9 protein-coding genes are annotated in these 20,268 nt (G+C 70.5%); 4 read left to right on the top strand and 5 right to left on the bottom strand.

All coding sequences use genetic code 11. The features are described 5' to 3' along the window. Positions 1-174 precede the first annotated feature (174 nt). Positions 175-912 (top strand): chitinase, encoded by a 738-nt coding sequence (locus ACQEU1_RS39130; RefSeq protein WP_433213828.1) that lies wholly within the window; start codon positions 175-177, stop codon positions 910-912. 55 nt (positions 913-967) lie between these two features. Here the strand turns inward: ACQEU1_RS39130 and ACQEU1_RS39125 are convergent, their stop codons facing one another. The 3 genes from ACQEU1_RS39125 to ACQEU1_RS39115 form a co-directional block, all read right to left on the bottom strand. Beyond that, positions 968-1,462, bottom strand: coding sequence for a hypothetical protein (locus tag ACQEU1_RS39125; RefSeq protein ID WP_433213825.1), 495 nt, complete (start codon positions 1,460-1,462; stop codon positions 968-970). A gap of 435 nt (positions 1,463-1,897) precedes the next feature. Further along, the gene (locus ACQEU1_RS39120; protein WP_433213822.1) at positions 1,898-3,013 is read right to left on the bottom strand and encodes a putative glycoside hydrolase; all 1,116 of its coding nucleotides are present in this window, start codon (positions 3,011-3,013) and stop codon (positions 1,898-1,900) included. Positions 3,014-3,460: 447 nt separating this feature from the next. Beyond that, positions 3,461-4,030 (bottom strand): response regulator transcription factor, encoded by a 570-nt coding sequence (locus ACQEU1_RS39115; RefSeq protein WP_433213819.1) that lies wholly within the window; start codon positions 4,028-4,030, stop codon positions 3,461-3,463. 163 nt (positions 4,031-4,193) lie between these two features. Here ACQEU1_RS39115 and ACQEU1_RS39110 point away from each other — a divergent pair, with 163 nt between their 5' ends. From ACQEU1_RS39110 to ACQEU1_RS39100, 3 genes are all read left to right on the top strand, one after another. Continuing rightward, the gene (locus tag ACQEU1_RS39110) at positions 4,194-5,333 is read left to right on the top strand and encodes an MFS transporter (protein ID WP_433213816.1); all 1,140 of its coding nucleotides are present in this window, start codon (positions 4,194-4,196) and stop codon (positions 5,331-5,333) included. 2 nt (positions 5,334-5,335) lie between these two features. Then, complete coding sequence (locus ACQEU1_RS39105) at positions 5,336-15,199, top strand: MupA/Atu3671 family FMN-dependent luciferase-like monooxygenase (protein ID WP_433213813.1); 9,864 nt, start codon at positions 5,336-5,338, stop codon at positions 15,197-15,199. 151 nt (positions 15,200-15,350) lie between these two features. After that, positions 15,351-15,509, top strand: coding sequence for a hypothetical protein (locus ACQEU1_RS39100; RefSeq protein ID WP_433213810.1), 159 nt, complete (start codon positions 15,351-15,353; stop codon positions 15,507-15,509). Positions 15,510-15,517: 8 nt separating this feature from the next. On the opposite strand, the gene ACQEU1_RS39095 is transcribed toward ACQEU1_RS39100, so the two are convergent. After that, positions 15,518-18,499: a BTAD domain-containing putative transcriptional regulator gene (locus ACQEU1_RS39095; protein WP_433213807.1), complete on the bottom strand. Its 2,982-nt coding sequence runs from the start codon at positions 18,497-18,499 to the stop codon at positions 15,518-15,520. Between the two features lie 451 nt (positions 18,500-18,950). Beyond that, the gene (locus ACQEU1_RS39090) at positions 18,951-20,249 is read right to left on the bottom strand and encodes a UDP-glucose dehydrogenase family protein (RefSeq protein WP_433213804.1); all 1,299 of its coding nucleotides are present in this window, start codon (positions 20,247-20,249) and stop codon (positions 18,951-18,953) included. Positions 20,250-20,268 lie beyond the last annotated feature (19 nt).

Below are 20,268 nucleotides of genomic sequence, written 5' to 3'. Positions count from 1 at the left end.
GTTCGGCCCACTCGTCCTTCACTCGCTGCCAGATGTCGAGGCGATCACTGGGCCGGACGCGGTCACTTGTCGTGAGAGCGGTTTCACGGCTCGGCGATTGGTCCATACCTATTCCCGTAGTCCACACGGGATCGGTCGTACCGCGCACGACCGGCATGACAAGAGGAGTTCCGAATGTCGACACCCCGGTTCCTGAAGCGCGCCGGAGTGGCACTCGCAGCACTCGTCGCCACCACTGGCGCGTTGGTGCTGCCCGCCGCGACCTCGTCCGCCCAGCCGTCCACATCGGACGCTTCTTTCGTGGTGAGCGAGGACCAGTTCAACCAGATCTTCCCCGGCCGCAACAGCTTCTACACCTACAGCGGCCTCACCGCGGCTCTGGACGCCTACCCCGGCTTCGCCAACACCGGCGACGACACGGTGAAGAGGCAGGAAGCCGCGGCGTTCCTGGCCAACGTGAACCACGAGACCGGTGGCCTCGTCCACATCGTGGAGCAGAACCAGGCGAACTACCCGCACTACTGCGACGCCGGTCAGCCCTACGGTTGTCCCGCGGGCCAGGCCGCGTACTACGGGCGCGGGCCGATCCAGCTGAGCTGGAACTTCAACTACAAGGCCGCCGGTGACAACCTCGGCATCGACCTTCTCGGCAACCCCTACCTCGTCGAGCAGGACGCGGCCGTGGCGTGGAAGACCGGCCTTTGGTACTGGAACACCCAGAGCGGCCCCGGCACGATGACGCCGCACGACGCGATGGTCAACGGCCGCGGTTTCGGTGAGACCATCCGCAGCATCAACGGTTCCATCGAGTGCAACGGCGGCAACCCGGCACAGGTGCAGAGCCGGATCGACAAGTACACGCAGATCACCGGGATCCTCGGAGTCCCGGCCGGTGACAACCTGTCCTGCTGACCCGAACGCGCGGCCCTGGTGGGCGGGGGTTTCCCCGCCCACCAGGGCCGCGGCGTCAGCCGACCTTCAGGGAGAGCTTCGCGATCACCGCGGCCACCACGGTGGGCTTGGCCGCGTCGACGAGCTCCAGCGGCTTCTGGAGCTGGTGCAGGTCACCGGCCGGCGGGAACTTCTTCAGCGTGCCGACGAGCTTGGCCGCGTCCTTTGTGGACAGGGTGATCGGCGTGGGGCTCACGTCGGGCTGGTTGATGGCGACCTTCAGGTTCAGCGCCAGCGTGTGTGTCAGGGTGGGCGGGATGCCCAGGTTGAGACTCAGGGCGCCGGCGACGTCCACGTCCAGGCTGCCCAGGGTGATCTGCACGTCGCCCTTGGGGAGCTTGCCGGCCAGGTTCAGGTCCAGGATGCGCAGGCGAACGGCTTTGAGGGGGTCCAGGTCGCCTGCTACCACGCGGAGGACCACGTCGCCCTTCAGGTCGACCTTCTCCGTCTTCGCGCCGATCTTGATGTCGACGCCGGACGCGGACAGCTTCAGCGCTGCCACGGTGCCCACGGACGGGAGCAGGGACGGGGCCGCGGGCGTCGCCTGGGCCGGCGGGGCCGCGAGACTGACGAGTGCCGCCAGGCAGGCGATGACTGAGATTCGGCGACCTTGAGTGCGCACTTCAGAGTCCTCCTCGTACGAGCTGGAAATGTTGTGCTGCCTTCAGCGTCCGCGAAGATTCGCGCTGACGGAACGGGTGCCCCTCGTTCGTCGAACAACCTCACCCCCGCAAGGCCTGCGCGTCTTCCGCGGTCCGCTTCGGAGGGTTGCCGACGCCGTTCCTTTGGGGCCATACCGAGTGGTTTGGCGCGCACCCGTCCAGGGGGTCGACTACGAAGGGTGCACGTGAGATCAATGCATGTTTCCTTTGTGCCGCCGGGAAAAGGGCCCTGTCGGTCCGTTGTGGAGGTTGCGGTGCCACACCCTTGAGGGAGGTGGCGCGGCTCAGCAGTTCGCACGCAGAACGACGCCACTGGTGCCGGACAGGCGCACGGAGTCGACCGGCGCCCCCTCGTGGTTCTTGTAGGTGCGTTGCAGCTGCACCTCGACCTCGGGACTTCCCGTCCGGTTGGCGTTGACCAGCACCACACCGCAGGTGAAGTCCCTGCGGTACACGTTGTCCACGACCTTGCGGTAGGCGCCGGCGGGATGGCCGAGGTACCAGTCGTACTCGGGGTGCCAGGGCGTCGGCCCCGCGTAGCCGTCGACGTGGGCCACCTCCGCGATGGCGGCGCCACCACCGGTGACCAGGAACAGACTTGCCAGCGCGTACCGGAACGCCTTCTGGTTGCCCGCGCCGAAGTGCGGCTGCACCCAGGTCGTCCTGCCGCTCGCCTCTCCGGCCGTGACCTGGGAGACCTGCCGGCTCCAGCCCTCGGGGTACTCCTGCAGGAGCTCGGTGTCCGAGAAGGACAGCCACCACTCGTCGAACCCGCCGTCGAGGAACTCCGTGTACGCCTCCCAGGCGCCGGCGTGCAGCCGGGCGTTGCTGAGGTTCGCGACCGTCGACAACCCCGCCGCGCCGAGCGCCTTCCCCACCTCGGCCAGCATCCCTTTGTACGCCTGCTGGAACGATGCGTTGTCCGGATACCTGGCAGGACACACGCCCGGATGATAGGTGTCACACGAGAAGAGGGCGTTGTCCAGGAACACACCGTCGAAACCGCTACTCCTGGCATCCGCCAGCACCCCGTTCACCCACGCTTTTCGGTAATCGGGATTGCCGACGTCCATCTGCCAATGCCCCTCGTAACCGGAGAAGGCCAGTTCTTTCCCACCCTGGTCCCGCAGAAACCATTCGGGCTTGGTGCCGCGGACGGAGCAGTAGCCCACTCCGGCGGGCAGGAACCGGTCGTCCACACCCGCCCTGCACGCATAGGAGCGAGTCGACGACAGGTCCTTGTAGACGTACACCTCGATCGCCGGATTCGCGGCCTTGAGCTTGCGAAGAAGGCCGCCCTCCCACGCGTTGAGCACGACGTGAGCACGACGCCGCGCCTCCAGGGCGACCGTCGCGTCCGACACCGGAGTGCTGTTCAGGTGCAGCCAGAAGGACTGCACGCGCCCCTGCGGAGCCGTGGCCCGGACCCCCGACGCGCCTTCACGCGCACCGGCCGGCGGCGGCGCCAAGAGGGCGGCGACCAGTGCCGGCACCAGCAGCAGAACCGTTCTTGTTTTAGTCGATCGCCGCGCCTTACATCCTCGTGCGGACATGACTCCTCCTGGTTTGAAGAGTTTTCGTCAAACCCGGATGGGGACCGCCCTTTTTTCGTACCACCGGCTCAGAGAGGGTTCAACGCGAGCCTTCCAAACCACCATTTCAGGGAGACGGCCGGGGCCAAACGACACTTTCCGTGCGGATGCTCCCCCACGCGAGTGATGGCTCGCCTTCGGCCGAAAGGAGTGAGCACGTCACGCGTCGTGTCGCCACATTTCGATTTGGACTATTCTGACGCAATTGGAATCGCTTCACGGCCTTGAAGTATTGAACGTTCAACAGTTCCGCGGTCAGGCTTTTGCCGCGTGTGCGGCCGGTGGGACCACGTAGCCGGAGCGCATCGCGGTCACCACCATCTGGACCTTGGTGGGGGCGTTGAGCTTCTGCCTGATCCGGCGGGCGTAGGTGCCCACCGTGGCTTCGGAGAGGCCCATGCGGCGGGCTATCTGGCGGTACGTCAGGCCGTCGCCTATGTGGCGCATGGTTTCGATCTCCCGGCGGCTCAGCCGCGTGTGCTGGGTCGGGGCGATCGTCTTGGCCTGGTGGAGAAGTGCGTTGAGCAGGTCGGTGGGTTCGGTGTGGTGGTCCAGGACGAGGTGAGCGCCTGTCCTGGTGGCGAGGGCGCTGGTCGCCGGGTCGGCCTTGTCGGCCAGGAGGACCACCCGGCTCGTGGTGGCCAGGTCCGCTATCGGCTGGGGCGGGGTTTGCGGGCTCACCTCCACGACGGTCAGGTCTGCCGGGGTGGTGGGGTCCAGGGCCTCCACCGAGGCTGCCGCGTCGGTCAGCCGGAACTGGTTTCCCGCTGTGGCCGCCCAGATCGCGCCTGCTCGGAGCAGGGGGTGGCGCACTGCGAAGGCCACTGTGTGGGTATGAGGGGCTGGTGTCATCGGTGGCCTCCTTCTGGGGTGCTTGGAGCTTCGGCCGGGGCGTTACCTGTTGGCTCCTGTCCTGTGCCCGGTTGGTGTTGTCAAGTCATGGTTTGTGCGACTTTCGGGGTTTTGGGGTGCGCGGTGGACTTGGGACATGGTGCAGACCGATCGACGAACGGAGCGGGCGTTCGGCGCGCTGGTCGCGGCCTGTTCCGCTTCAGCGTTCGGGAACTACCTGAACCTGGTCGCCCTGAGCCTGTTCACCTGGCAGGTCAGCGGTAGCGCCGGGGTCACCGGGGCGGTGATGGCGCTGCGGCTGGGTTCCGGGTTCGTCAGCGGGTTCGTGGCCGGGCGGGTTCTGTTGCCACGCCGGTGGGTCATGGTCGGGGCTGATCTTGCTCAGGCTTCGGCCATGGTGGCGTTGGTGGTCTGGCCTGAGCTTGGTGTTCTGTGCCTCGTGGTGGTGGTGATGGGGGCCGGCAACACCTTCTTCACCGTCGCGTTGCGGTGTTCGGTGCCTGAGGTGGTGGGGCCTGGGCGGCTGGCTCAGGCCAACGGGCGCCTGGTCGCCGGGCGGTCTGCCGGCACGGTGCTCGGGTTCGCCGGTGCCGGGGTCGTGGTGCCCGCGGCCGGGGTCGAGGTGGCGTTCCTGATCAACGCCGCCTCGTTCTTGGTCTGCGCCTTGGTGGTGGGCCTGTTGCCGGTCGGGCTCGGGGTTGGCCGGCCGGCTGTCCGGGGGCGGGTGCGGAGCGGCGTGGTGCCCCAGGTGGTCCTGGGGATGCTCGTGGTTCGCGGGGCCGATGCGCTGGGGTCGGCTTCGCACAACGTGGCGTTGCCGGTTTTCGCCTCGTCCGCGGTGTTCATGAGTGTTTTCTGGACTGCTTGGGCTGTCGGGACGTTCTCCGCGCATCGCTTGCTCAGGCGGTGGGCCGGGCGGGTGGGCGCGCGGGCGTTCGCGGCCAGTACCTGCTTGATGTCGGTGGCGTTCGTCGCCGCGTTCTCGGGTGTGCCGGTGGTCGGGCTCGTCGTCGTCACGTTCGTGGCCGGGGTGGCGGACGGGCTCACCGAGATCAGTTACGTGTCCCGGATCCAGGCGTTGCCCGAGGAGGTGCGCGGGCGGGTGTTCGGGGTGTCCGCGAGTGTCGAGGCCGGGGGTTTCGCGGCCGGGATGCTCGTTTCCGCCGGGCTGTTGGAGGTGTTGCCTCCGCTGGTCGTCGTCTCGTTGCTGCACGGGGTCGCGTTCGCCACCGCGGCCACGTTCCTGCTTGCGTCGAAAACGTTGAGGAGTTCGTGACGATGGGAAAGTCCTCCTTCAGCTCCGGCGGCGAACTCGTCCTGCGGGCCTGCGATCCGCGAGACGCGGTGAGCGCTTTGCTCGCGGCCGCGCGGAACTCACCGATGGCGGGCGTTGGTACGCCTGGCGGTCTGCAGACCTATCCCGAGCTCTTGGCGCGCTCCCGGCGGATTCTCGGCGGGCTGCGCGCGGGCGGGGTGGGTGCCGGTGACCGCGCTGTGCTCGTCGGACTGCCGTTGCACGACTTCTTTCCCGCGCTGTGGGGCTGTTTGCTCGGTGGGATCGTTCCTGTCGTGATCGCGGATCCACCGGTGGGTGGGCCTGCGCAGGAGCGGCTTGCGCACGTGCGGACGTTGCTCGGGCAGCCGGTGGTGATCACGGATGTCGCTGGGCTGGAGGGAAATCCTCCTGCCGAGGAGGTTCATCGGCCGGATGAGGACGATGTCGCGTTGCTGATGTTGTCGTCCGGGAGCACCGGGGACGCCAAGGCCGCGCAGTTGACGCATCGGGCGCTGGCCGAGCTGGCCGCGGGTAGCGGAGGCATGCTCGGGGTCGGCCAGAGGTCCGTGTCGGTGAACTGGTTGCCGGTGGACCACAGCGGCGCGTTGCTGCTCTTCCACGTCACGCAGGTGTTCGCCGGGTGCACGAACGTTCACCTGCGGACCGAGGACGTGCTGGCGGACCCGCTCTCCTGGCTCGACGCGATGGCCGCGCACCGGGTCACGCACGCGTGGGCGCCCACGTTCGGGTATCAGCTCGCCGCTCGTGCCATCGCGGAAGCGCCGCGACGGGCGTGGGATCTCACGTCGGTCCGGTCGCTGACGTGCGGCGGGGAGCAGATCCACGTGGAGGTGGTGAACCGCTTCTTCGCGGCCACCGCGGCTTTCGGGATGAAGATCGACACGTTCACGCCCACCTGGGGCATGGCCGAGACCACCACGGGCATCACCCACGGCCGGCTGAAGGCCCGGCACGCGCTGAAGTCCAGTCTGGGCGGGGAGCTGCGGTGGACGGACGAGGCCGGTCCCGGCACGTCGACGTTCGTCATGGTCGGGAAACCCGCTCCCGGAGCGCGGTTGCGCGTCGTCGACCACGACGGCGAAGTCCTGCCGGAGGACCACGTCGGACGGCTGCAGGTCTCCGGCAACCGGATGACCGCCGGTTACGCCGGCAACGCCGAGGCCACGCGGGCGTTGCTGCCCGGCGACGGAACGTGGCTGCACACCGGCGATCTGGCGTTCGTGCACGACGGGGAGCTGGCGATCACCGGCCGGGAGAAGGACGTGATCATCCTCAACGGGCACAACGTGCCGTGCCACGAGGTCGAGGCGGTCGCGGGCTCCGTCGCCGGTGTGCCCGCCGGGGGTGTCGGCGCGTGCGGCCTGCCGAACCCGGCGACGGGCAGCGACGACCTGGTGATCTTCGTCGAGGACGACGGCACCGACACCGCGCGGATCCAGCGCGAGGTCAGGGCTGCCGTCTTCACCCGGCTCCGGCTGACCGCGCGGGTCATCGCCGTGCCGTCCGCCGAGTTCCCGCGCACGGGCAGCGGCAAGGTGAAGCGCGGCGCGTTGCGGGAGCGGGGACGGCCGGACGTGCGCGCGGTGGTGAACGACGTGCTGGGGCAGCAGGTCGACGAGCACACGCCGTTCTACGAGCTCGGGCTGAGCTCCATCGCGTTGATGCGGCTCAAGGCCGGCCTGGAGGAACGGCTCGGCGTCGGCATCGACACCACCGCCCTGTTCGAGCATCCGACCGTGGCCGCGCTGACCGCCCACGTGACGGGGCAGCCGCTCGCCAGGCCCGCGCCGATCGAGAACCCGAAGGCGGACACCAGGATCGCGATCATCGGGATGGCGGCCAGGTTCCCCGGCGCGGCGACGCTCGACGAGTTCTGGCGGAACCTGCGCGGCGGTGTCGACAGCGTCCAGACCTTCGCCGGCGTCGGCGACGACGTCGTGCCGAAGGGCGGCGCACTGTCCGATGTGGACGGTTTCGACGCCGGGCTCTTCGGGATCTCCCCGGCGGAGGCACGGCTCACCGACCCGGCGCACCGGCTGTTCCTGGAGTGCGCGCACGCGGCCCTGGAACACGGCGGGCACGCCGCCCCCGGACCGGACGTCCGCGTGGGCGTCTACGCCGGTTCGGGCATGCACCTCTACGGTCACCAGGACCTGCTCGACCGCGCGCCGTCGCCCGACATCCCCTCCGCGATGCAGGCCACCATCGGTGCGGAACCGGACTTCCTGGCGTCCAGGGTGGCGTACCGGCTCGGCCTCACCGGTCCCGCGATCGGCGTGCAGACGGCCTGTTCGACGGCGCTGGTCGCGGTGCACCTCGCCGTGCAGGGCCTGCTCAGCGGTGACGCCGACCTCGCGCTGGCCGGTGCCGCCGCGGTGCGCACCCCGCAGGAGTCCGGTTACCGGCACTTCCCCGGTTCGATCCTCTCCCCCACCGGGCGCTGCCGGGCGTTCGACGCCGCCGCGGACGGCACGGTCGGTGGCAACGGGGTCGCCGCCGTGCTGCTCAAGCGCCTCGACCGGGCCATCGCCGACGGCGACACGGTGCACGCCGTGATCCTCGGGACGGCCGTGAACAACGACGGCACCGGCAAGGTCGGGTTCGCCGCGCCGAGCGTGCGGGGCCAGGTCGACGTGGTCCGCGAGGCCCTGCGCAGGGCGGGAGTCGCCGGCGACACCATCTCGTACGTCGAGGCGCACGGCACGGGCACCGCGCTCGGCGACCCGATCGAGTTCGAAGCTCTGTCCAGGGCGCTCGGCGAGGGCACCGGGAAGACCGGCTTCTGCACGCTCGGCTCGGTCAAACCCAACATCGGGCACCTCGACACCTGCGCCGGGCTGGCCGGGCTGATCAAGACCGTCCTGATGCTCCGGCACCGGGAGCTCGTGCCGCTGATCAACCTGGACACGCCCAACCCCGCGCTCAAGCTCGACGACAGCCCCTTCGTTCTCGGCACGCGGCTCCGGCCGTGGACCACGGACGGAGGCCCGCGCCGGGCCGGGGTCAGCGCACTGGGCGTCGGCGGCACCAACGCGCACGTGATCCTGGAGGAGGCGCCAGAACTACCGTCCGAAGTGGACGAAGGACCGGTGGTCGTGCCGCTGTCCGCGCACACCCCGGAGGCGCTGCGGCAACTGACGAGCGACCTGCGCGACCACCTGGTGGCCCACCCCGAGCTGTCCCCCGCCGACGTCGCGAGCACCCTCGCCCTCGGCCGCCGGCACCGGCCGCACCGCGCGGCCGTCGTCGGCAGGACCCTCACCGACCTGGCCGACGCGCTGAACGACCCGCGGACCAGCGGAACCGGCCCCGTCGTGTTCGCGTTCTCCGGCCAGGACACCCCCGCGCCCGACCCGGACTTCACCGGCTTCCCCCGTTCCCAGGCCATGATCGACGCCTGCGTCAGCCCGCTGGCGCAGCCCAGGTTGTTCGCGTTCCAGGCCGCCCTGGTGGAGAGGTGGCGGTCGCTCGGCGTCGAACCGGACGTCGTCGTCGGACACAGCCTCGGCGAGTACGCGGCCCTGTACGCCGCCGGAGCGCTGACGTTCGAGGACGGCCTGCGGCTCACCACGATCCGCGGCGAGCTGATGTCCGCCACCGAACCCGGCCGCATGGTGGCGACCGTGGGCGACCTGTCCACTGTGGAACGCATCGCCGCACGCACCGGCACCGACATCGCCGCGGTGAACGGACCGGAGGCCTGCGTGCTGTCCGGGGCCACCGAGGCCGTCGAGGCGGCGACCGCGCTGCTCGACGAACAGGGTCTGCCCTGGCGGGAGCTCGGCACCGGCCGCGCGTTCCACAGCGCGCTGATCGACCCGATCCTCCCGGACCTGCGCACCGCCGCCGAGGCCGTCGCGTTCGCACCACCGCGGAAGGCGATGATCAGCGGGCTCGACGGCCGCAGGATGACCGCGGTCGACGCCGGGTACCTGTGCCGGCACGCCCGGCAGCCCGTCCGGTTCGACCAGGTGCTGTCCTCCGTGGACGGCGGGGCGCTGTTCGTCGAGATCGGTCCCGGCGGCGTGCTCTCGGGCATCGGCCGCAGGGCACTGCCCGGCAGCAGGTGGGTGCGGAGCTGGGGCGACGACCTCACCCTGCCTGCCGCCCTCGCCGAGCTGCACCGGTCCGGCGTCACCGTCGACTGGACCCAGGTCGTCAACGGCCGGCGCGTCCCGTTGCCCGGTCATCCGTTGCGGCGCACGCCCGTCGCCGTCGCCGCACCGGCCGAGGCCGCCCCGGACCTGGTCTGCTCACTCCTCGCGCACCAGCTCGGCCTGCCGGACGTCGACCCCGACCGGTCGTTCGCCGAGCTCGGCGCCGACTCGCTGGCCCTGATGAGCATCGTCCGCGAGCTGCACCTGAAGACCGGCGTCCGCGTCCCGATGCGCGACCTGTTCGCCGAGACCGACACTCCCCGCAAGCTCGCCGCACGGGCCGGTGCGGTGGCACCCACGCCGATCCCGCGCCCAGAACCCGAGCCGGCCCGGACCGCCCCCGCCGAGGTGACCGAGGTGACCGAGGTCATCGAGCAGCAGCTGCGCGTCACCGAGCAGCTCGCCCAGCTCATGGCCCGCCAGCTCGACCTGCTCGGGGCGCAGAAGGCCCCGCACCCACCGAAACCGGCCGCACCGAAGCGGGCCGCAACGAAGCCCGCCGTGCCGCTGCCCGCCGCCTCGACCCCGCTGCCGTCCCCCACCGGCTGCGACTTCAGCCTGTACTTCTTCGGCGACTACCCTGACCAGACCGCCGGCGACAAGTACCGGTTGATCATGGAGGCGGCGGAGTTCGCCGACGAGCACGACTTCCACGCGTTGTGGTTGCCCGAACGGCACTTCCACTCGTTCGGCGCGCTGTTCCCCAACCCGTCGGTGCTCGCCGCCGCCCTGGCCGCGCGGACCAGCCGCGTCCGCCTGCACGCGGGCTCCGTCGTGCTGCCGCTGCACCACCCGCTGCGGGTCGCCGAGGAGTGGTCGGTCGTCGACAACCTGTCCGGCGGCCGGGTAGGGCTGTGCGTAGCCAGCGGCTGGCACGCCCAGGACTTCGTGCTGGCGCCGGAAACCTACGGCACGCACCGCGAGGAGATGTACGACCGGCTCGACACCGTGCGCAGGCTCTGGGCCGGTGAGGCGATCGCGGCCACGGCGGGCAACGGCGAGGTCGTCGAGGTGCGCTCGCACCCGCGGCCGGTGCAGGAGGAACCGCCGCTGTACGTGGCGGTCGTCGGCAACCCGGACAGCTACCGCAAGGCGGCCGAGGCCGGCCTCGGCGTGGTCACGAACCTGATGTCGCAGACCGTCGAGGAGCTCGCCGCGAACATCGCGCTCTACCGGCGGACGCGGGCCGAGCACGGCCTCGACCCCGAGGCGGGACGGGTCGTGGTGCTGGTCCACACCTACCTCGGCGACGACTCCGAAAAGGCACGCGCTGCCGCCTTCGAGCCGTTCTGCGCGTACCTGCGCTCGTCGTTGTCGCTGTTCGACCAGGTGACGAACAGCCTCGGCGTGGACATCGACCTGGACCGGACCGCGCCCGACGACGTGGCGTTCCTGCTCGAACAGGCCTACCAGCGCTACTGCGACTCACGCGCTCTGATCGGCAGCCCGGTCAGCTGCGGCAAGGTGGTGGACGGCCTGCTCGCCGCCGGTGCCGACGAGATCGCGTGCTTCGTCGACTTCGGCGTCGCCACCGACGAGGTCCTCGCCGGTCTGCCCGCCCTCGACGCCCTGCGCCGCACGTACGCGCAGGCCCCGAGGCCCGCGACCCCCGCCGAACGCCGGATCTGGTTCCTCGAACAGCTCCACCCCGGTCAGCGCGGGTATCACGAACCGAAGGCGATCCGGTTCGAGGGACCGCTCGACGAGCACGCCCTGCGCGGTTCGATGAGCAGGGTGATCGCCCGGCATCCCGCGCTGCGCAGCACGTTCCGCGAGATCGACGGCGTGCCGCACCGGTTCGTGCAGTCCGATGTGGACGTCGACTGCCCCGTCCTGGACCGCACCGGACGTTCCGAGGAGGAGGTGATCGCCGAGCTGTCGCGCACGGCCGGGCGGGAGCTGTTCGACCTGGCGACCGGGCCGTTGCTGTCCGCACGGCTGGTGCGGCTCTCCCCCGAGCACCACGTGCTCTTCCTGCTGGCGCACCACATCGTGTTCGACTCGGCGTCCACCGCGGTGTTCCTGCGCGACCTCGCCGCGGGCTACCGGTCGTGGCCCGCGGCGGTCCTGCCCGCCGCCAGGGAGACGGCCGTGCCCGACGGGACGTGCGAGGAGGACGTCGCGTTCTGGCGGTCACGCCTCGCCGGCGCGCCGGAGCTGAAGCTGCCGGCCGATCGGCCACGACCCGCCGTGCGGACCGGTGAGGGCGCCTTCCTCACCCACGCGCTGGACAGCGACCTGGCCGCGTGGGTCCGCCGGTTCGCCGCCGAGCACCGGGTCACCCCGTTCTCGACGTTGCTGACGGCGTTCGCCGCGGTGCTGTCCCGGTTCAGCGGCCAGGACGACCTCGTCATCGGCACCGGGGTGTCCGGCCGGCCGCACGACGACGTCATCGGCATGTTCGTGGACACCGTGCCGCTGCGGATGGACCTGTCCGGCACGCCGTCCTTCTCCGCGCTCGCCCAGCGGCTCAACGGGTCCTTGATGGACGGTTACGAGCATCGCGGCGCGTCGTTCGAACGGCTGGTGGAGGAGCTCAACCCCGACCGCGACCCCGGGCGCAACCCGGTGTTCCAGATCCTGGTGGAGTACGAGAACGAGACCGAGGTGGAGTTCGCCCCACCGCTGACCGCCACCGCCGTGGACGTGCCGAGCGACCGGGCACCGATGGACCTGGTGCTGTACCTCACCAACGCGGCCGACAGCGTTCGGTGCGTGCTGGAGTACGACACCGCGTTGTTCGACGAGAGCACGGTCCGGCGCCTGCTCGACCACTTCGACCACGTGCTGCGGTCGGTGCGGCGCGGGCTCGACCCGGACGTCACCGACGCGGACCAGCGGCTGCTCGACCTGTGGGAGGGCGCCGACGCGGAACCGTCCACCGCGCGCCTGCACGACCTCGTCGACCGGCGAAACCCCGACGCCCCTGCGGTTCTCGGCCCGTTGGGCGAGCTGACGTACCGCGAGCTCGACGAGCGCTCGAACCAGGTCGCCCACGAGTTGATCGGGCTCGGTGCGTCCCCCGGCACCCTCGTCGGCGTGCACCTGCGCCGCGGGCCCGACCAGATCGTCGCCCTGCTGGGGATCCTCAAGAGCGGTGCCGCCTTCCTGCCGCTCGACCCGGCACTGCCGCTGGAGCGCCTGCGCTTCCTCGTGGAGGACTCCCAGGCCTCGATCCTGTTGTCCGGCAACGACCTCCCGTCCCTCGCCGACGTGCCGGTCCTCCACGTCGAGGACCTCGGATCGAGCGCCGTCGTACCGGAGTGCGCCGCAGGCCCGGACGATCTGGCCTACTGCATCTACACCTCCGGTTCCACGGGACGGCCGAAGGGCGTGCTCGTCCCGCATCGCGGTCCGGTGAACCTCGTGCTCCGGCACGGCGAACAGCACCCGCCGACGCGCACGCTGCAATGGGTGTCCCTGTCGTTCGACGTCAGCGTCTACGACATCTTCACCACGCTCGCATCTGGTGCCGCGCTCGTGCTGGCGCCGGAGGAGATCCGGTACGACCCGGCGGCGGTCGCGGAGGTGATCCGCGCGTACGAGGCCGAACGCGTGTGCCTGCCGTTCACCCCGATCCTGCACCTGCTCGAGTCGAACCCGGACCTGCCGTCACTGCGGGAGATCGTGTCCATCGGCGAGCCCACGACCCCGACGAAGGCCGTGCACGAGTTCCTCGCCGCACACCCCGACTGCGTTCTCTACAACGCTTACGGGCCAACGGAGGCGTCCGTGCTCAACACGATCCACGCGGTGGAGCCCGGCGAGAGCAGGCCCCCGATCGGCAGGCCGCTCGACGGCGTCCGCGTCCGGGTGCTGGACGCGAATGGACGCCGGGTCCCGATCGGCGCGGTCGGCGAGATCACTTTCGAAGGCGTGTGCGTCGCCGACGGCTACCTGGGCAGGCCGGACGAGACCGCCGCGGCGTTCGTCGCACCCGCCCGGTACCGCACCGGGGACCTCGGGCGGTGGCGCGCGGACGGCGAGCTGGAGTTCCTCGGCCGCACCGACGACCAGGTCAAGATCCGCGGCAACCGGGTCGAGCCCGGCGAGACCCGGCACGCCCTGCTGCGGCTCCCCGGTGTCCGCGACGCCGCCGTCGTCGTGCGGGACGGCGAACTGGTGGCCTACGTGGTCACCGACGACGACCCGGCCGGCCTCGAAACCGCGCTGGCCCGGCAGCTACCGCCCGCCCAGGTGCCGCACCGCTGGGTCCGGCTGGACCGGCTTCCGGTGAACACCAGCGGAAAGCTCGCCACGCGCGAACTGCCCGCGCCACCGCTCGCAGCGCCCACTCCTCCCGCGACCGAGCTGGAACGAACGCTGCACGCCCTGTGGCAGAACGTCCTCGGCCGTGACGACATCGGCGCCGACCAGTCGTTCTTCGCGCTCGGCGGCCACTCGCTCACGATGGTCCGGCTGCTCAACGAGATCAGCGCGCACACCGGCGCCAGGATCCCCATGGCCGAGTTCCTGTTGAACCCGACCGTGCGCGGTGTCGCCGCCAGGCTCGTCGACCGGGCACCGATGACCCTGGCCCAGCAACGGCTCCGGCAACGCCACGAGGCGCGCGCCGACTCGTCCGTCTACAACATCCCGTTCCGGCTGGACGTCGACGGACCGCTGGACGTCGAGGCCCTGCGCCGGGCGTTCGAGGAACTGACCCGGAGGCACGCCGCGCTGCGCACCCGGTTCCCTGGCGCACAGCAGGAGGTTCTCCCGCACCTGCCCGTCACCGTCGAGGTGGAGGACCTGCCCGACGACGAGGCCCGCTGCCAGGACTGGGTCCTCGACCAGGCCCGGACGGAGTTCGACCTGGCCACCGCTCCCCTGTTCCGCGTCCGGGCCGGCCGGATCAACGACGACAGGTGGGTGCTGGCCGTCGTCTTCCACCACCTGATCTTCGACGGCTGGTCGGCCGGGGTCCTCTGGCAGGAACTGCAGGCTCTGTACGAGGGAATCCCGCTGCCACCGCCCTCCGCGCAGTTCCCCGACCACGCCCGGCGCGAACGAGCCTCGGCGAACAACGAGCTCGAGTCGTTCTGGCGCACGGAACTCGCCGGCGCGACGCTCGACCCCGGCCTGCCCTGCGACGCACCCCGCCCGGCGCGGCTCTCCGGTGCCGGCGCGCTCGTGCACCGCAGTGCGAAAGCGGAGAAGGTCCAGAAGGCCGCACTGGCCAAGGGCGTCACGCCGACCGTGGTCCTCACCGAGATCTTCGCCCGCTGGCTGGCCGAGGTGTGCGGCAGGGACGACGTCGTGCTGGCCACCTCCAGCTCGCGCCGGACCGCACCGGAGCACGCGACCTTGATCGGCTGTGTGGGTGAAGCCGTGCTGGTTCGGGTGAACGGTGACGACGATGTCGCCCACCGCCTGTACACGGCGCTCGACCACCAGGCGTTGCCACTGAGCGAAGTCGTGCGCACGGCCCTCCCGCACGAGGCCGATTCCCCTTACCCGCCAGTGCTGTTCACCGTCGTCACGACCGCGGCACCGGCGATCAGCCTGGGAGGGGCCGAAACCAGGATCCGCGGCTGCGCGGTACCGGGGCAGGCGCGGACCGAGCTGTACGCCGTGTTCACCGTTGACGAGGAGATGATCACCCTCGACGTCGAGTACTCGACAGATCTGTTCAGCGCCACCACGGTGGAGAGCTGGGCCGATCAGCTGGCCGGCCGGTTGGCCTGACAGGACTCCCCGGTGCGGTGGAACCGGTTCCACCGCACCGGTTGCCGTGCGGTTCCCGGCTCCGCCGCGCGGCAGGTATCGAGGCGGGAACGGACTGAGCCACCATTCACGTTGTCGAGCAGTACTCGAAAGAGAGCGGATCGGAGTTCTGATGTTCAACAAGGTGATGGGTCTCGTCCTCCTCCTCGCGGCCGCCGCAGCACCTCTGGCCGTCGACGGGCAGACCGCACCGCAGGACGACACCTACTCGATCGTCGCGCTCGACCCGCAGGACCCCGGCAACGGCGGTGAGGGCCCGAACAGGCCGTGACATCGATGTCAGCCCGATCGTCGGAACTGCACCGCGATGCCCAGCTTGTCGAACAGGTCGCCGGCCTGCTTGCGGCGGTGCGCGGCGGCGGTGATGTGCCCGATCGCCTCGTAGACCTGGGTGAGCCCTTGCAGCGCACGGGCTTCCTCGACCTGGTAGCTGGCTTCCGAGGCGATCCGGTGGGCGTTGAAGTGCAGCTGCAGCGCGAGCTCGTGCCGGTCGTCGCCCAGCGCCAGGCCGCCCAGGACGTTCTCGATCCTGGCCTGGCGGATCGGGGTCCTGCTCGTGCGGCCGAGGGTGAGCGCCCTGGCGGCGAGGGTCGCGGCGTGGTCGCGTTCGCCGCGCCGGTAGGCCGCCTTGGCCGCCAGCGCGACGACGAGCGCCCGGTCCGCGGCGGGCAGGCTCTCGTCGGCCATCCGCAACGCCCGGTCGAGGTACACCTGGGCCTCGCGGTCCTGGTCCATCCCGAGGTGGGCCGTCGCCAGGTCGGCCAGTGACACCAGCTCGTTGTCCCTGACCCCGAGCTCCTGGTTGAGCTCCAGCGCCCGCAACGCCGCCGCGGCGGCCTCCTCGTAGTGACCCCACTGCTCGTAGAGCGTGCTGAGGTTGGTGAGCGACTCCGCCTCGGCCCGGCTCGCGCCCAGTTCCCGCTTGATCGCGATGGACTGCTGCAGCCGGGACAACGCCTCGTCGAACCGGCCGAGCGCGCCCAGCAGCACGCCGAGCATGCCGGTGTCCTTGGCTTCACCTCGCCGGTCCCCCAGCCACACGGCGAGGTGGAGCCCCTCCGTCGCGGCGGCGATGCCCTCGTAGAAGCGGCCGAGCTTCCACTCCGCGACGGCCAGGTTGGACAGGCTCATCCGCAGCAGGGAGGAGTGCCCGAGCTCCCGCGACGCGGCGACGGCGATCTGGGCGATCTCCTGGTACTCCTCGAACTGGCCGGTGGCGTCGAGCTGGAACACGACGTTGCGGGCCAGTGCGGCGGCGTGCGAGTGCAGCCCGACGCGGTGGGCGCGCGCCACGGCGTTGCGCAGCGCGTTCTGCTCGCGGTCCAGCCACTTCCTGGCCTGGTGGGCGTCCTGGAGCGACGGCAGGCTCACGCCGGCCTTCTCGAGCGGGGACTCCAGCGAGACCCGCCCGGGAAACGCCAGGTCGCACGCCACGTCCGTGACGAGCATGTAGTAGTCCAGCAGGCGGGCGAGCGCGGCCGTGTCCTCCTGTTCGCCGCGTTCGTCCTCCGCCCGGTCGCCCGTGCCGAGGCAGAGCCGGCGGGCGAAGCTGCGGACCAGGTCGTGGAACACGTAGTAGCCCAGTTCGTGCTGCTGGATCATGTGCACGTCGAGCAGGTGCTCCATGATCGCCTCGGCCTCGTCCAGGTCGGTGCCGAGGAGCGCGGCCGCCGCGTACGCCTCGATGTTGTGCCCGGGATGCAGCGAGAGCAGGCGCAACGCGGTGCGGTGCTCGCGGGTGAGCCCCAGGTACGACAGGTTCAGGGTCAGCTCGACGCTGCGTTCCCCCGACCGCAGCTCGTCGAGCCTGCGCGACTCGTTGCCGAGGCGGTCGACCAGGTAGGCGATCGTCCAGCGCGGCCGGTTGTGCAGACGGGCAGCGGCGATCCGCAACGCGAGCGGCAGGTGCCCGCACAGCTCCGCGAGCTCGGCCGCGGCGGCGCTCTCCGCGGCCACCCGCTGCTCGCCGAGCGTGTCGGCCAGCATCGCGATGCTGTTCTCCTGGGTCATCGTGCCGAGCGAGATCCACCGCGCGCTGTCCAGGTCCACCAGCCGCGCCCGGCTGGTGACCAGCATCATCGAGTTCGCGCTGGGCGGCAGCAACGGCCGGACCTGGGCCGCGTCCCTCGCGTTGTCGAGCAGGAGCAGCAGGCGCCGCTGGGCCGCGATCGCGCGCCACTCGGCGAGCCTGCTCTGGGTGTCCATCGGCACGCGGGAGCTCGGCACGCCCAGTGCCCGCAGCAACGTCTCGACGGCCGACTCGACGCTCAACGGCTGCTGCTGCTCGGTGTACCCGCGCAGGTCGACGTACAGCTGCCCGTCCGGGTAGTCGTCGGCGAGCAGGTAGGCGGCGTGCACGGCGAGGGAAGTCTTGCCGACCCCGCCCATGCCGTCGATCGCCAGGATGCGGGGGCTGAGCCCGCGTGGTTCGCGCGCGTGCTCGATCAGGTCGTGCAGCTGCTGCTCCCGCCCGGCGAAGTCGCGCAGGTCGTACGGAAGCGAGCATTCGGACGCCACGAATCCCGAGAGTTCGGGGACAGCGGCGGAATTTCGCTGCGGACGTGCGGGCGCGACGAGCGCGGGGTCGTTGCGCAGGATCGAGTCGCGGATCTCGGTCAGCCTGGTGTCGGGGTCGATCCCGAGCTCGTCGGCGAGCAGCCGCCGCACCCGGTTGTAGGTCTCCAGCGCCTCCGCCTGCCTGCCGGAGCGGAACAGGGCGAGCATCAGCTGCGCGTGCAACGTCTCGCGCAACGGGTGCGCGGCGACCAGCTCGACGAGATCGCCCACGAGCTCGGCGGCCTCGCCGTCGTTCAGCCGCAGCTCCATCAGCTGCTCGACGGCGGCGAGCCTGCGTTCCTCCAGCGCGGTGGACGCGGCGTCGATCAGCCGTCCGCCGCCACCGGAGAGCACGGGACCGCGCCACAGGGCGAGTGCCTGCCGCAGCAGGTCCGCCGTCTCCCCGGTGAGGCCGGCGGCGGCCGCCTGACGTGCCTCGCCGAGCCTCGCCAGGAAGTCGTCGAGGTCCAGGTAGACCCAGTCGGTGACGGCCCTGTACCCGGACCCCTCGGTGGTGAGCAGCCTGGCGCCGTCCGGGATGACCTGGCGCAGTCTCGCCACCGCCTTGCGGACCTGGTGCGCGCCGGTCGCCGGGGGCGCGTCGTCCCAGACCGCCTCGACCAGCCGGGACACCGGCAGCACCTGGCCCGGTTCGAGCAGCAGGCTGACGAGCACCCGCTCGTGCACCGGCCCGCCCAGTTTCACCCGTTTCGCATCAGCCCAACATTCCAGCAAACCGAGAACGTTGAATCGCAGCTGAACTGGCTCTACGTGCGGCAACGGCAATCCCCAGGCCCTTGGAGCAGGTGCAATTGAATCCACTGCATTTGATGCAGCCCAACCACGACGATACAGGCCACCAGCCGACCGCTCTACGCCACATGAACCACCGCGGCGTCAATCTCCACCTTTGTGCGTAAATGGACAAGTTTGCATCTCATTAGCCAACAGTCCACTTCGATGCGCTATAGTCCGCCCCTCACCCGTGGGGCCGGTCCACCCCCAACCGTTGTCCTGTCAACAAAAAATCGCGTACAGCTGTTTCGAAATCCAATTCGCCGAGAACTACCGGAAATAAGGTTCCCCTCAGCTGTGGTGCCGGACCGGGACGCACCGTTGCATTCGTTCTCCGGACATTACCGACACCGGACCGTGATCACCGCGATCGCCCGTTGCCCGTCCAGGAGAACCCGGCCGCGCGGACCACCTCCGGATCGAGGAGGTTGCGGGTGTCCACGATGTTCGGCGACTCCACGAGCTCGGCGAGCCTGCCCCAGTCCAGTTCCCGGAACTGCGGCCACTCGGTCAGCACGACGAGCACCGAGGCCCCCTTCACCGCGATGGACGGGCTGTCGGTGACGGTGAGCCTGGCGGCGAGCCCGGCGTCGAGAACGGGGAACGTCGGGTCGTACGCGGTGAGGATCGCCCCCTCGGCGTGCAGCAGCTCGGCGACGGCGAGCGCCGGGGAGTCCCGCACGTCGTCGGTGCCCGCCTTGAAGGTGAGGCCGAACAGTCCGATTCGGACGTCCCGCAGCGTTCCGCCGGCCGCCGCCCTGACCTGGTCGACGATCCGGGCCCGCACCTGGCGGTTGGTGTCGAGACTCGCCCGCAGCAACGCGAAGTCCACACCAGCGGACCGGGCCATCGACAGCAACGCGTTGGTGTCCTTGGGAAAGCACGACCCGCCCCAGCCTGGACCCGGGGCGAGGAACGAACCGCCGATGCGGTGGTCGTCGCCCATGGCCGCCACCACGTCCCGCACGTCGGCGCCGAACCGTTCGGACAGCTCGGCCAGCACGTTGACGTACGACACCTTCAGGGCGAGGAAGCAGTTCGACGCGTACTTCACCAGTTCGGCGCCGGCCGGGGTGGTGATCCGGGTGACGGCGCCGAGCCCGGCGTAGAGGTCCAGCACCCGTTGCGCGGCCTCGCGGGAGTGCGAGCCGGCCACGACGCGGTCCGGCCGCAGGAAGTCCTCGACCGCACTGCCCTCGCGGAGGAACTCGGGGTTGGAGACGAGGAAGACGTCGTCCCTGCCGATCAGGTCACGTGCCAGGTCCGACGTTCCCACCGGCACGGTGGACTTGATGGCGACGACGCAGCCGGGCGGGAACTCGTCGCGCAGCTGACCCAGCACGGCCGTCACGGCGCTGAGATCAGCCGCGCCGTCCGGTCCCATGGGCGTCGGAAGGCAGAGGAAGACCACGTCCACCGGGTCTCCGGCGAACGGCTCGTGCAGGTCGTCGGTGAAGCGCAGCCTGCCGGCGGCGAGGCCTTCCGCGACCAGTTCCGGCAGGCCCTCCTCCAGCAACGTGACGGTGCCGCTGCCGAGTTGGGCCACCCGAGCGCTGTCGATGTCGACGCACACGACGTCGTGCCCCAGTGACGCCAGGCACGCGCCGGCCGTCAGACCGACGTAGCCGGTTCCGACGACGGCGATCCGGCGTGAGTTCATGACAGAACCTTCCTGGTGC

The organism is Lentzea sp. CA-135723, from assembly GCF_050936595.1.
Lineage (GTDB): Bacteria > Actinomycetota > Actinomycetes > Mycobacteriales > Pseudonocardiaceae > Lentzea.
The sequence above is the reverse complement of the archived record's forward strand: the minus strand, read 5'-3'. Positions and strand labels throughout refer to the sequence as shown.

Coding starts and splice junctions, on each gene's coding strand:
- ACQEU1_RS39130 (WP_433213828.1), top strand. CDS start 175: ATGTCGACACCCCGGTTCCTGAAGCGCGCCGGAGTGGCACTCGCAGCA.
- ACQEU1_RS39105 (WP_433213813.1), top strand. CDS start 5,336: ATGGGAAAGTCCTCCTTCAGCTCCGGCGGCGAACTCGTCCTGCGGGCC.
- ACQEU1_RS39110 (WP_433213816.1), top strand. CDS start 4,194: ATGGTGCAGACCGATCGACGAACGGAGCGGGCGTTCGGCGCGCTGGTC.
- ACQEU1_RS39100 (WP_433213810.1), top strand. CDS start 15,351: ATGTTCAACAAGGTGATGGGTCTCGTCCTCCTCCTCGCGGCCGCCGCA.
- ACQEU1_RS39090 (WP_433213804.1), bottom strand. CDS start 20,249: ATGAACTCACGCCGGATCGCCGTCGTCGGAACCGGCTACGTCGGTCTG.